Genomic DNA, 13,643 nt, shown 5'->3' with positions numbered 1-13,643 from the left:
CATATGAAACCAAGAATATTTATTAATGATGTTGGCATTGGTGCTGATTTTCCTCCATATGTGATAGCAGAAATGTCTGCTAACCATAATGGCAAGCTAAATAATGCATTACGCTTAATTACAGAGGCTAAGCATGCTGGTGCTAGTGCTATAAAATTACAGACTTATACAGCAGATACCATTACTCTTAACAGCAATGCCCCAGAATTTCAAATCCATGAAGGGCTTTGGCGTGGTAAGAGCCTTTATCAACTTTACCAAGAAGCTCAAATGCCTTGGGAATGGCATTTCCCCTTATTTGAGCATGCCCGTAAAATCGGTATCACAATTTTCAGCTCTCCTTTTGACACCACCGCGGTAGATCTCCTAGAAGAGCTCAATGCGCCTGCTTACAAGATTGCGTCTTTTGAAGCAATTGACCTACCATTGATCCGCTATGTCGCAAGCACAGGCAAACCCATGATCATATCGACGGGCATGGCAAACGCGGAAGAAATTGAAGATGCGATTGAGGCGGCGAGAACTGGTGGCTGCAAAGAATTAGCCATTCTTCACTGTGTCAGTGGTTATCCTGCTCCGTCTGAAGATTACAACTTGCGCACCTTGCTAGATATGCAGCAGCGCTTCGGATTAGTGACTGGGTTATCCGATCATACGCTCGACAATACAACAGCTATTGCCAGTGTTGCCTTGGGTGCATCGATCATAGAGAAACATTTTACCCTGGATCGCAATGGCAGTGGTCCCGATGATAGTTTTTCGTTGGAACCGACAGAATTGCTGCAGTTATGCGTGGGAGCCAGAACAGCTTGGTCAGCCCTTGGTCAAGTGGATTACAATCGCAAATCAAGTGAAGCAGGAAATGTGCAATTCCGCCGATCTCTATATTTCGTCAAAGATTTACAGACAGGGGATACTATCACAGCTGATGCGGTGCGAAGCGTACGGCCTGGACTTGGGCTTGCACCCAAGTACTTGGAAATAGTGATTGGTAAAACTGTCACTAGACCCATAACAGCCAACACTCCGGTAAGCGCCGACCTGTTTAAATAATGGACACCTCTATGCATCAGAAGAACGTCTTTATGGCCCAGGAAGGGAATGAGTGGTACAAGCGCAACAAGGCCGCCATCCTCGAGAAATCCCTGGCAAATGATCCCATCTTCAAGGCGCTGGAATATCTGGGCAGCAGACCTGCCAGGATACTGGAGATAGGCTGTGCCAACGGCTGGCGGCTGGCGCAGCTGGCCGAGCACTACGGCGCCCGCTGCTATGGGGTGGATCCGTCCGCCAGCGCCATCCAGGATGGGCTCTCCCGCTATCCAGGGTTGCAGCTCACCGTGGGGACGGCCGACGGCCTGCCCGAGATAGAGCCGGTCGATCTCATCATCTTCGGCTTCTGCCTCTATCTGTGCGACCCCCAGGATCTGTTCAGGATTGCCGCCGGCAGTGATGCCCTGCTGGCTGATCGGGGGCTCATGACCATACTGGATTTCAATCCGCCGGCCGGACACTATCGTAACGACTATCAACATCACTCCAATCTCTTCAGCTACAAGATGAATTACGGAGAGTTGTTTGGCTGGCACCCGGGCTACCATCGCCTGTTTGAACACGTGCAGCATCACGACGGTGGCGCCGAACTGGAGCCAGATGCGCTGATCTCGGTGCAGATCCTGCGCAAAGATGCGAGGCTGCTAGCGGCGCAAAACCCTTACCCTGCAAGATAAAAAAATACCGACCTCAGGGTCGGTATTTTGCTGCTTCACTTCTGGCTCCGGGAACGGCATCAGCTCATCTCGCGGCACTCCCGCGCGTCCAGTCAGCTTTTCACGGTTTTCTTTCTAAACAGTGCCATCACTTCGTTATCGATCATGTCTACGCTGTCGAGCGCCCTGGGATACATCTCCCTCACCTTCCCCAGAAACTCCAGCCAGAGTTCGATGGCGGGCTTCATCAGGGCTAGCGTCTCCTCTTCCCCCTCAAAGGAGTAGAGAATGGAGCTCAACAGGGTGAAGACATAGTTCATCGATCCCACCATGGTCTGGGAGATATGCTGCTGGCGCGTGGCGGCTATCTGGGCGAGATAGCCAAAGTTGCGCAGCATCAGCTGATTTATCTCATTGCGAGACGTGAAATCCTGTTGCCATTCGGCCACCATCTTGTCGATGAAAATATTGAAGAACTCGATATCCAGCAACGACTCGACATCCGGTTTCGACAAGGAAATCGGCGCACACAAGGCGACTATTCCCCCGAGCAGAGCGGACTTGTCAACCGGCATAGAGAGACTTATCTCGGCACTTGGCAGGGCCCTCGCCCTCTCTATCTTGGCACCATCGCTGCAATTGAAGCAGCGAACATCTTCATTGGCAGCCAGCACCTGCTCGATCACCCGCCGCGAGGTGTCAAACATGGCGTTGCTGATGATGGTGCCGCCAAAATTCCCTTCCCGTTGCCACAAGCTATCGCCATACATCATCTCCCCCAAGGCCCCGGCACTCTCCTCGTTGTTATAGTAGGAGCTGAGCTTGGAATGATGGTGCCCCTTGTGTTTATAGCCGTTATCCAGACCAAACAGATACAGGTTTTTAAAACCAAGATGGATGGGGGCACTGACACCTATATTGCCCACCAGGGGGTTCACCCCACCGAGGGCGGCGCAGGCGTTCAAATGAGGGAAATAATTATGGTAGAGCGCAGCCCCAGGTTCACTGAGTTTGAATGCAAGCGCCGAACGGTTGAATAGCGAGGCGCAGTCGGGATGAATGACATCCGTACTCAGGAACAGGACATCGCGCAGGTAATCAGGATCGTTTAGATTGATCAGGAAGTCATAGACAATCTTGGTCCGCTCCGTCTCAACGTGAATATCCGGCTTGATGCCGACCTTGTGCAAGGCTGAAATGGCGCTGCCACAGGAGATGATGATGGCCTTGTCTTTGTTTTTCTCTATGACAGAAATGGCTTCATCCAGCGAAGGACCATTGGCAATAATAAAGACGGGAGTCCGAGAATAACCAGATGGGATCCTCCCGCCCTTTTTCAAGAAGGGTACTGCACGCTCGATATTATTGATGGTGTGAGACAGGGCGATCAGATTGTCATCGAAGAAGCCCCACCCCATGACCAACAGATAATATTCCTGCTGCACCTTCTCTATCAGCTTTCTTATCTTCTCGTTCTGATAGCCCCACATGATGAAAGCGTTGGCGATCAGGAAAGATCCACGGCTGTGAATGGCCGCAGCAAAATCCTTGACGATGGTTTCTTCATCCTGCCCCAGCAGAATGTGCAGCCCCAGATTCTCCTGATGCAGGTAAGTCAGCAATGGCGCCCAGTCGAAGCAGAACAGGGAGGCGTAGAAAAGATCCAGGTCCGGCTCGAACAGAAAGAGAGTACCGATCTTGCACCTTTCATAGAGATAACCGAGGTGATAGCCCAGACCCACCCCGAAGATAAAGGCGCTCGGTACCTCTTGGGGCACCTGTCCCAGTCTCTCTTCCCGCGCGGAAATGTCGTCAAGATAGGCATTGAGCTTGTTGAGGTACTCGACATGCATGAAGCCCAGGGGATTGGCCTCCTGGCTGAAGGAGAATCTGGACAATCCCCCCTTCTCCATGAACTCCTTCACCAGCGTCTCACAGATGAGATAAGGCTCGGCACCGTACACGGCGACATCATCATCCAGCCAAGCCAGATTGGGTTGACCGTTTTCGGTGCAGAAGAACTTGAACGGACGAGCGGGCTGATAGTCCTCATACATGTCGGCGATATGGGGAATATATTGGCGAAACGCGGCCATATTTTGTGCAAAGCGAAGGGGCAACGCCACCTCCATGGCAGCTTCCTGCTCTGTTTGCTGCTGAAGTCGCTGTGCATCTTGTTCCGCTTTTATCAAGGCTGCATCAATATTGCCTGGCATCAGAACTCCTTGCTGTTTGCACGATACGCTTGCCCAGCCCTGCTGGCTTTCCCAACGTGAGTCAGTTGTTCGAAAATGGCGTGATGATGACTGGCTACCAGGGCTTTCGTGCTCTCTTCTTGAAGTGACAGCTCGCCAGCCAGGGCCGCAACAGCCTGTTGTTGCTCAGGTTCATCCTGAGCAAGCTGCACCAGACGACCTATCAGCGCCAACCGCTCATCCATGCACGACAGGGCCTCATCATATTGCTGCTGTTGCAATAGGGCGCCCATCAAGCGGGTATTTTCCCGCAGTGCGTCATCGAGCTCGGTGAGAATGGCTCTCACAGCTCACCCAACTGCTGTCTCATCTGATAGCCCTGCTGTTTTTCAGCCTCGGGCAATTGATCCCAACCGGATTTGATGGTCAGCATCAGTCCCATGACCTCTTCGAGGGGAGCGATATCGCGCGCCAGACTGGCATCCCAGATACGTTCGTCCATATAGGCGTAAAGCCCATAAAGGTCTTCAGCCATGGTCCCCTGGCTCATATCCAGTGCATCCTGCAAACCATGCAGCAACCCTTGTGCCTTGGAAATGGCTACCGATTTTGCTTCCATGTCCTGGCGCTCGATGGCCCCCTTGGCTTGTGCCAGACGTTCCAGGCACCCCTGCATCATCAGTTGAATGACACGGTGAGGATCCGCCGTGGCCAGATCGGCTGCGAGGTTACCTGCGGTATAGGCTTTGATATTGCGCTTGTACATATTTCAATACTCTCGATCTATCAAGATTTCTGATAATTCGTCTGCAGGCTGGACAACGCAGAGGCCGAGTTGTTCATCTTGACCAGCAAGGCATCCAGGCTGCCATATTGGGCACGCAGTGAGGCTTCATATTTTGCCAATTGTGCACTGGCCGTGGAGGTTTTCTGGGTAAGAGCACGCAAGTCAGAGTTCAAGACATCTTCTCGTTGTGCCAGCATGCCGCCGCTCTTGGTATATTCTTTCAAGCCGGTATTCAAGGTGCCCGCCAGGCCCTTCTCGCCACCAAACAGTGCCACAACCTGATCGAAGTTCTTGTCGACGGCTTCGCCAAACTTCGTCTTGTCGAGAGAGAGCTTGCCCTTGTTGTCCATCTTGATACCGACCTCGAAGATGGTGGAGTAGGTACCGCTGTTCTGGGAAGGGCTGACCAGCAGATTGCTCATGAATGACTCGATGGCTCTTGTGGTTGAGTCACCGGCCAGGGCGCCGCCATCATCCTGCTTCACGCCACCCACGAAGGTGTTGCGTTTGCCCAGGGTATTCATCTTGTCTTGCAGGGTGTTGTAACCATCCACGAACTGCTGGACAAGCTCCTGGATAGAGGTCTTGTCGGTCGTGATATCGACCTTGTTTGCCTTGAGATCCCCCGCACTGTCTTTATCCGACACGCGCAACACAGTCACCTTGAGGTCCTGGATAGAGTCATCAAAGGTGTTGGTGTCGCTCTTGAGGACGTTGCCATCCACGGAGATCTCTGCACTGCTGGCAGCACGGGTCTGGTTCATGACACCGCCCCCCGACTCGAAGATGGCGAGCTCCGCCGTATCCCCGGTGATGGTCAGGTCCTTGCCATCGCCCGAAATGCCGGAATCGATCACCAACTTGGCCTTGCCATCCGCCGTGTTCACTATGTTGGCGCTGAGGCCGAAGTTGTCGCCATTGCTGTTGATGCTCTTGCGAATGTCTTGCAGGGTATCGCCCGCTTTCACATCCACCTTGAACGTCTTGTCGCCGGCCTTGAAGGTCAGTTGCCCATCCTGGGTGACCAGAGAGGTGGTAGAACTATCGAAAATGCCTTCCTGACGACTCGTTTGTGCCAACTTATTGACGATGATGTTGTATTGCCCATTGGAGGCGCCAGACTTGCTCTCCACCTTCAGTATGGGGTCATCTTTGCTTTGGGTAATGTTGATGGCGCGCTTGTTGAAAGCACCGGGGGCACTCAGCTTGTCGAGGATGTCGGTGAAGGCAGAGATGGAGGATTTCAGCTGACCTATGCCAGACAAGGTGATCTGGGTGCTGTTTTGTTTGGTGACGATCGGTTGTTGCAACTGGGCTTTTTTCGCTGCCACACTCGCCGAGATCACACTTTCAAGATCGAGCCCGGATCCCGCCCCCGCAGAGGTAATTGCCATACATCCTCCTGTCTATCGACTTAAAATTGGGTCACACCTGACCATCGAACAGCAGCCCAGAGAGACCGGCGCCATTGCCATTCGCCTGATCCATGGATTGCAACCTCTTGCTTATCAAGAGCATTTCCTCGCTCGGGATCTGACGGATAACCTGCTTGGTCTCCGCATCTATCACCTTGATCACCGGCTGGTCAAATTCGGGGACCAGACTGAAATTGATGGTCCATCCCTTCAACTTGCTCAAATTGTCCAATCTTTCTTGCAATTCTTGGGCCTGTTTTTCCATATACGCCTTGTCCATACGCGACTCTGACGCCTTGACCTGTGCCTGTGATGCCTTGGCTGTCGGCTCGACACTGGTCCGCTCGACCACATCCTCTCCATTGGATACCGATGGAGAAACAGCCATGGCGGCCTGGGGGCCGCCATGTTGAGTCAGCGTCGAAGTAACAGAAGGCATGGCTATCGATTCATTGGCCATCTGCTGCTCCTCATGTCAATTGACGGTTGAACCAACTTAGCCCAGCAGCGACAGAGCCGACTGCGGACGCTGGTTGGCCTGAGCCAGGATGCTGGACGCTGCCTGTTGCAGAATGTTCTGCTTGGTCATGTTGGCGGTTTCGGTCGCGAAGTCCGCATCACGAATACGGGAGCGTGCGGCGCTGACGTTCTCCGAGATATTGGACTGGTTGCGAATGGTCGAATCCAGGCGGTTTTGCACCGCACCCAGCTCGGCACGCTTGCTGTCAACTACCCCCAGCATGGCATCGGCAGCAGCCAACACTTGTTGAGCACCGTTCTGAGTACTGATGCTGATCGAACTACCTGCAGCAAAGATCGCAGTGACGTTGATGGCAGTACCGATAACGGTGCCTACGTTGACAGTTGTGTTTGCCGCTGCCGCAATACCGGAAATGCTGAAGCCATTCGCCTGACTCAGGCTGAAACCAATGGTCTGGTTGGCATCTGCCCCAACCTGGAAGCTGCCGCTGTAATTGCCATCCAGCAGCTTGGTACCCGCAAAGGTAGTGTCTTGGGAAATACGGTTGATCTCAGAGCCCAGCTGATCCACTTCCTTCTGCAGAGCTTCGCGATCCTTGTCTGAGTTGGAGCCGTTGGCAGATTGCTGGGCCAGGGTGCGCATGCGCTGCAGCATGCCGGTCACTTCATCCATGGCCCCTTCTGCGGTCTGCGCCAAAGAGATGCCGTCGTTGGCGTTGCGGTTGCCCTGATCCAGGCCGTTGACCTGAGAGGTCAGACGGTTGGAGATCTGAAGGCCCGCCGCATCGTCCTTGGCACTGTTGATACGCAGACCGGATGCCAGGCGGGTGTATGAGGTATCCAGCGACTTGGTGGTGTTCATCAAGTTACGCTGGGCGTTCAATGATGAAGTGTTGGTATTGATAAACATGGCCATAAAAGATTTCTCCTGATGAACAAGAAACTGCGGGCTCTGTTTGCATCTATGCAGCCAGGGTCCCACCGTTCAGATGGACAGATTGAACGGTCTGTGCCATCTGGCGGGTCCCTTGTTTGAACGGACACAGGACCCGCAGTTGCGCAAATGCTGGATTTCCGAACACCCCACAATTTGCTTCATCCTTTGTAGCGGCAGTCCCATCAGAAGCTTTAGGACATTTATTGCCGCCCTCATCAACAAAGAGGCAAATGCCTTCCGCTCAGAGACTGATGGCGGTTTACCAGACCGCTGGCCGATCCCGTTCAGAGCAGAAGGCTTTTGTTCATATTCAATGCAGGCCAGAAAGTTCAACTGGCATAGTTTATGCTGGATACTTCTCGTCGCCACTTTTCTGGCGCCAATAACAAGGCCGACAATAGTCGGCCATTGAAGAGTTTATGCTCAGGAGAACCACCTCGAGAGCGGCAGAGTGAACGACTGCACAACGCTCGAGGAGAGACACCAACAAGATAATCTCTCTTTCGATAGGACAAGGCGTAAATCCGAACACCCCATTGTTCCATCTTTTCTTACCAGGGCGGCCTGAACAACCGCCCTGTTCTTTTTGCTGATTAGCCCAGCAGTGACAGGGCTGACTGCGGACGCTGGTTGGCCTGGGCCAGGATGCTGGAAGCCGCCTGTTGCAGGATGTTCTGCTTGGTCATATTGGCGGTTTCGGTGGCGAAGTCCGCATCACGGATACGGGAGCGAGCGGCGCTGACGTTTTCCGAGATATTGGACTGGTTGCGAATGGTCGAATCCAGTCGGTTCTGCACCGCACCCAGCTCGGCACGTTTGCCATCGACGATTCCCAACATGGAATCAACTGCGGCCAGGACATTTTGCGCATTAGTCTGAGTACTGATACTGATGCCACCCGCACTACCGCTCAGGAAGATGGTGCTCACGGCAAGGGTACCGCCACTCGCGGCCGTCACAGTTGTGTTCGCCGCAGCAGAAATACCGGAAATGCTAAATCCTCCCGCCTGGGAAAGGCTGAAGCTGATGGTCTGGTTGGCATCCGCCCCGACCTGGAAGCTGCCGTTGTAGTTACCATCCAGCAACTTGGTCCCGGCGAAGGTAGTATCGGTAGAGATACGGTTGATTTCAGACCCCAGCTGATCCACTTCCTTCTGCAGGGCTTCGCGATCCTTGGCGGAGTTGGAGCCGTTGGCAGATTGCTGGGCCAGGGTACGCATACGCTGCAGCATGCCGGTCACTTCATCCATGGCCCCTTCCGCGGTCTGCGCCAGGGAGATGCCGTCGTTGGCGTTGCGGTTGCCCTGATCCAGACCGTTGACCTGGGAGGTCAGACGGTTGGAGATCTGCAGACCGGCCGCATCGTCCTTGGCGCTGTTGATACGCAGACCGGATGCCAGGCGGGTGTATGAGGTATCCAACGACTTGGTGGTGTTCATCAAGTTACGCTGGGCGTTCAATGATGAAGTGTTGGTATTGATAAACATGGCCATAAAAGATTTCTCCTGATGAACAAGAAACTGCGGGCTCTGTTTGCATCTATGCAGCCAGGGTCCCACCGTTCAGATGGACAGATTGAACGGTCTGTGCCATCTGGCGGGTCCTCTGTTTGAACGGACACAGGACCCGCAGTTGCGCAAATGTTGGTTTTCCGAACACCCCTCGATTTGCTTCACTCTCTGTAACGGCAGTCCCATCAGAAGCTTTAAGCAATTTATTCAACCTCCCCACGCAAAAAACTGGCAACAGCCCTGTTCCTGATGACGTGGCCTCAAAGCCCTGTCGTCATGAGACACTTCGACGTCACTCATGAATGTCTACGCAATAGAAATTGGCATGTTTTATGCTGGAGTTTATGTGTCGTCAGTTTATCGGCGCCCATAAAAAAGGCCGACAATGTCGGCCAAAGAAGAGCTTACGCTCAGGAGAACAACCTCGAGGATGACAGAGTGAACGATCTGCGCAACACTCGAGGGGTAATACCAATAAGAGAAACTCTGTTTCGATAGGACAAGGCGTAAATCCGAACACCCCATTGTTCCATCTTGCTTACCAGGGCGGCCTGAACAACCGCCCTTTTCTTTTTCTTGCACTCAGTCAGCTTAGCCTTGCAGCAGGGAGAGCGCAGACTGCGGGCGCTGGTTGGCCTGGGCCAGAATGCTGGAGGCAGCCTGTTGCAGGATATTCTGCTTGGTCATATTGGCCGTTTCAGTGGCAAAGTCTGCATCACGGATACGGGAGCGGGCAGCCGAGACGTTTTCCGAGATATTGGACTGGTTGCGGATGGTTGAATCCAACCGGTTTTGCACCGCACCCAGTTCGGCACGCTTGCTGTCGACCACGGTCAGCATGGAGTCAACGGCGGCCAACACGTTTTGCGCATTGCTCTGGCTGCTGATACTGATTCCACCAGCACTGCCACCAGCAAAGATGGTCGATACACCGACAGGTGTGATTACGCTCCCTGCTGGTCCTGATACCACATTAATCGTGGTCGCAGCCGCTGTCGCGATTCCGGAGATGCTGAAACCATCTGCCTGACTCAAGCTGAAGCTGATGGTCTGGTTGGCATCCGCACCAACCTGGAAGGTACCGCTAAAAGAACCATCCAGCAGCTTGGTTCCTGCGAAGGTGGTCGCGCTGGAGATACGGTTGATCTCGGCGCCCAGTTGATCCACCTCTTTTTGCAGGGCTTCACGATCCTTGGCGGAGTTGGAGCCGTTGGCCGATTGCTGGGCCAGAGTACGCATGCGCTGCAGCATGCCGGTCACTTCGTCCATGGCCCCTTCTGCGGTCTGCGCCAGTGAGATACCGTCGTTGGCGTTGCGGTTGCCTTGATCCAGGCCGTTGACCTGGGAGGTCAGACGGTTGGAGATCTGCAGACCCGCCGCATCGTCCTTGGCGCTGTTGATGCGCAGGCCAGAGGCCAGACGAGTGTAGGAGGTATCCAGAGATTTGGTGCTGTTCATCATGTTACGCTGAGCGTTGAGCGATGAAACGTTGGTATTGATATACAGACTCATAATTTTTCTCCTAAGCTATTAAATTTTATCTTTAATTCACTCAGGCTTTATTTTGTTTTGTGCCTGATATGTTTAGTTAACGGCGCTGTTTGGTAAGACTTTAATTTCTTTTTTCTGCCTTTTTGGCAGTAATCGCCGCCTAACCTATATATCGGCCTCTATTTCCCAGCCTTGAGAAAAAAATCAGAATTTTTGTCACAGATCCCCAGCCGACCCGCAGATAGGTGGCCAGATCCCGCACCCGCTGGGTCTGTGCTGCTGCCTGTCACCCGTCCTCCCCTGCCCCCCAGAAACCCGCTCTGGCTCCCACTTTTGCATACCGGCATTGCTCACACGCGCCCCTTGCCCCTAAAATCGCCGCCCCATCACTTATTGGACGTGAGTTGTTCTCCATGCAGACACTGGTTGAGCAGATTGTTTACATCAGCGATATGTTTGGTACTGCGGTATTCGCGTTTTCGGGGGTATTGGTGGCAGGGCGCCTTCGAATGGACGGCTTCGGCGTCATGGTGCTGGCCGCGGTGACCGCCATCGGTGGTGGCACCATACGTGACATGATCCTGGGCGCCACTCCGGTATTCTGGGTACGCGACCCCCTCTATATCTGGGTGGTGATCGCCACGGCCCTCATCGGCATGTGGATGGTCAAGCTGCCCCGCCGCATGCCCTGGTATGTGCTGCCGGTGGCCGACGCCTTCGGGCTGGCGCTCTTTACCGTGATAGGCGCCCAGAAGGCGCTCAACTTCGGCACCTCAGGGCTGATTGCGGTGCTCATGGGCACCATGACTGGGGTTGCTGGCGGCATGATCCGGGACGTGCTGGCCCGGGAAGTGCCCATGGTGCTGCAAAAGGAGATCTATGCCACCGCCTGCATCCTGGGGGGCATCCTCTATACCCTGGCGCTGGAGGTCAACATGGACAGGGTCACCGCCATGCTTATCTGCATGACGGCCGTTTTTGGCCTGCGCGTGGCGGCCATCTACTGGCACCTCTCCCTGCCCACCTTCTCGTTGCAGCGCAACTGAACCTGGGCTGGGTGGGAGAGATCCCACCCTTGCAGGGGCAAGATTGAACCAAGCCCGCTTTTCTGTTGTCATAGAGTGGTCGTTTCAAGCCGGATTACCTCATGCAAAAACTTGGGCTCATTACCACGCTGATTCTGATGATGGTGGCAGCGGCTCATGCGGGGGCACAGGCCCTGTTCGGGCGCCTGGCATCCACCCCGGTACAGCAGTTCAACCAGCAGATCCGTCAGGCGAGCAGCAGTCAGCAGGGCTGGGTCAACGACTATCGCGAAGTGGCCCGCCGCTTCGTGGGTCATGAAGACGTGCCCACCCGCATCCATGCCCAGCAGCTGGACAACGATCTGGTGCTCTCGGTGGCCCTCGATGGCCAGAAGAGCGACATGATCTACATCCTGACCCTGTTTCGCAGCAACAACCTGTGGCAGATGCGTCAGGCAGAGATGGGCTGGCGCTGCCATGGTCAGGAGACTTTTACCCCCGTCCCCTGCCCCTGATCATCACCGAACATGTGAAATAAAAAAATCCGGCACCTTGGCCGGATTTTTTTATGGGCGCATGGGCACCGCTATCAGGGGCGGTACACCTTGACGTTGTCAAAGCCCTGCTCTTTCAGATAGAGCGCCTGCAGCTTGCTCATCACACCGCGATCGCAATAGAGCAGGTAGGTCTGCTCTTTCGGCAGATCGCCAAAGGCGGTTGCCAGCTTGAAGAAGGGGATGTGTAGCACTGCGCGCCCTTCCACCACCAGCGGCTTCTCGTCGCGCTCATCACTGGAGCGGATGTCCAGGATGACTTCGTTGGCGGCCAGCACCTGGGTGGTCTCCACCTCCTGCACCTGGGCGGCAGTCTCTTCGCCGATGCGACGGATGTCGAGATAGCGCGCCTCGCTCACCACCTTGTCCAGGATGGCGAAGTCGAAGTTGGCCTCTTCCGCCTCGATGCGGGAGAGCTCGGCCTTCACGGTCGGCTTCTTGGAGATGACGCCGCAATACTCCGGCATGGTCTCGGCGAACTCCAGGGTGCCGATGCGACGGGCCTCGCTGATGATGTCCGGCTTGTCCCAGGTGATGAGCGGGCGCAGGATCACCTTGTCGGTCACCCGATCGATGACGTTCAGGTTGGTCAGGGTCTGGCTGGAAACCTGGCCCACGCACTCGCCGGTCACCAGGGCCGGGATCTGGAAGGTATCCGCCACCTGGCCAGCGGCACGCATCATCATCCGCTTGAGCACCACCCCCATCTGACCGTTGTCGATCTTCTCGAGGATCTCGGCCACCACGGGCTCGAAGTCGATGGCAGTGAAACGCACCTTGTGGGAGGCTCCAAACTTGTTCCACAGGTAATAGGCGACCTGCTTGACCCCGATCTCGTGGGCGGCGCCCCCCAGATTGAAGAAGCAGTAGTGCACGCGGCAGCCGCGCTTGATGAACTGGTAGGAGGCCACGCCGGAGTCGAAGCCGCCGGAGAGCAGGCTCAGCACGTCCTCCTGGGTCGCCATGGGGAAGCCCCCCATGCCGTGGTGGACGGCGCTGATGATGTAGAGCTCGTCATTTTCCACTTCCAGGTTGACCTGGATATCGGGTTTTTTAAGGCGCACACCGGCAGTTTCACAGTGCTGGTTGAGGCCGCCACCCACATAGCGCTCCAGCTCCAGGGAGCTGAAGTCATGCTTGCCGACGCGACGGGCGCGCACGCAGAAGGTCTTGCCTTTCAGGCGATCGCCCCAGACGGCGCGGGTCTGCTCGAAGATGTCGTGCAGATCGGTAAAGTTGCTCAGCTTCACCTCGAGGAAGTACTGGATGCCTGGGATACAGGCCAGGGTCTCGAGATACTGGGCGTGGAACTGATCGTTGCGGGAGCTCACTACCAGCTTGTCCCAGTCCATCCGCACGCGGGCGTCTTCGTCAAAGCGGCGCAACACGTTACGGATGTTGCCCTGCAGCATCTTGGTGAAACGCTGACGCACTGACTTGCTCTTGATGGTGATTTCGGGGAACAGCTTGATAATGAACTTCATGGTGTTGACTCGGGTGGCCTTGATTTAAGGGCGCGAATTATATCAGAAGTTTGAC

13 protein-coding genes are annotated in these 13,643 nt (G+C 54.8%); 4 read left to right on the top strand and 9 right to left on the bottom strand.

Translation table 11 applies throughout. The annotated features are described in order from the left end of the window. Positions 1–15: 15 nt before the first annotated feature. Both pseI and AC3WR3_RS00945 read left to right on the top strand, forming a co-directional pair. On the top strand, positions 16–1,053 hold the full coding sequence (gene pseI / locus AC3WR3_RS00950; RefSeq protein ID WP_492291157.1) for a pseudaminic acid synthase: 1,038 nt from the start codon (positions 16–18) through the stop codon (positions 1,051–1,053). 11 nt (positions 1,054–1,064) lie between these two features. Beyond that, entirely contained in the window at positions 1,065–1,730 is a 666-nt protein-coding gene (locus tag AC3WR3_RS00945; protein WP_492290895.1) for a class I SAM-dependent methyltransferase, read from the top strand. A 92-nt stretch (positions 1,731–1,822) separates the two neighbouring features. Here AC3WR3_RS00945 and AC3WR3_RS00940 read toward each other — a convergent pair whose 3' ends face one another. The 8 genes from AC3WR3_RS00940 to AC3WR3_RS00905 all read right to left on the bottom strand — a co-directional run bounded on the left by AC3WR3_RS00940 (position 1,823) and on the right by AC3WR3_RS00905 (position 10,546). After that, the gene (locus AC3WR3_RS00940) at positions 1,823–3,925 is read right to left on the bottom strand and encodes a motility associated factor glycosyltransferase family protein (protein WP_492290894.1); all 2,103 of its coding nucleotides are present in this window, start codon (positions 3,923–3,925) and stop codon (positions 1,823–1,825) included. After that, complete coding sequence (locus tag AC3WR3_RS00935; RefSeq protein WP_319912938.1) at positions 3,925–4,251, bottom strand: hypothetical protein; 327 nt, start codon at positions 4,249–4,251, stop codon at positions 3,925–3,927. Before AC3WR3_RS00935 ends, AC3WR3_RS00940 begins: the two co-directional genes overlap by 1 nt. Next, on the bottom strand, positions 4,248–4,670 hold the full coding sequence (gene fliS / locus AC3WR3_RS00930; RefSeq protein ID WP_111912395.1) for a flagellar export chaperone FliS: 423 nt from the start codon (positions 4,668–4,670) through the stop codon (positions 4,248–4,250). Before fliS ends, AC3WR3_RS00935 begins: the two co-directional genes overlap by 4 nt. Before the next feature lie 20 nt (positions 4,671–4,690). Then, positions 4,691–6,085 (bottom strand): flagellar filament capping protein FliD, encoded by a 1,395-nt coding sequence (fliD, locus tag AC3WR3_RS00925; protein ID WP_111912393.1) that lies wholly within the window; start codon positions 6,083–6,085, stop codon positions 4,691–4,693. A 31-nt stretch (positions 6,086–6,116) separates the two neighbouring features. Next, positions 6,117–6,566: a flagellar protein FlaG gene (locus tag AC3WR3_RS00920; RefSeq protein WP_319912935.1), complete on the bottom strand. Its 450-nt coding sequence runs from the start codon at positions 6,564–6,566 to the stop codon at positions 6,117–6,119. 36 nt (positions 6,567–6,602) lie between these two features. After that, positions 6,603–7,502, bottom strand: coding sequence for a flagellin N-terminal helical domain-containing protein (locus AC3WR3_RS00915; RefSeq protein WP_492290893.1), 900 nt, complete (start codon positions 7,500–7,502; stop codon positions 6,603–6,605). Between the two features lie 614 nt (positions 7,503–8,116). Continuing rightward, positions 8,117–9,016, bottom strand: a complete 900-nt coding sequence (locus AC3WR3_RS00910; RefSeq protein ID WP_025326513.1) for a flagellin N-terminal helical domain-containing protein — start codon at positions 9,014–9,016, stop codon at positions 8,117–8,119. Positions 9,017–9,625: 609 nt separating this feature from the next. Beyond that, a complete protein-coding gene (locus tag AC3WR3_RS00905; protein ID WP_492290892.1) occupies positions 9,626–10,546 on the bottom strand; it encodes a flagellin N-terminal helical domain-containing protein in 921 nt (306 codons plus the stop codon). 392 nt (positions 10,547–10,938) lie between these two features. Between AC3WR3_RS00905 and AC3WR3_RS00900 the strand changes: the two genes are divergently transcribed. Next, positions 10,939–11,571, top strand: a complete 633-nt coding sequence (locus tag AC3WR3_RS00900) for a trimeric intracellular cation channel family protein (protein WP_025326511.1) — start codon at positions 10,939–10,941, stop codon at positions 11,569–11,571. Positions 11,572–11,672: 101 nt separating this feature from the next. Then, positions 11,673–12,065: a hypothetical protein gene (locus AC3WR3_RS00895; RefSeq protein ID WP_139434151.1), complete on the top strand. Its 393-nt coding sequence runs from the start codon at positions 11,673–11,675 to the stop codon at positions 12,063–12,065. Between the two features lie 74 nt (positions 12,066–12,139). Here the strand turns inward: AC3WR3_RS00895 and thiI are convergent, their stop codons facing one another. Further along, a complete protein-coding gene (gene thiI / locus AC3WR3_RS00890) occupies positions 12,140–13,588 on the bottom strand; it encodes a tRNA uracil 4-sulfurtransferase ThiI (RefSeq protein ID WP_408838050.1) in 1,449 nt (482 codons plus the stop codon). Positions 13,589–13,643: the final 55 nt, after the last annotated feature.

It is taken from the genome of Aeromonas sp. EU05-FHT14A05 (assembly GCF_058791175.1).
This window is presented reverse-complemented; position numbering and strand designations above follow the sequence as displayed.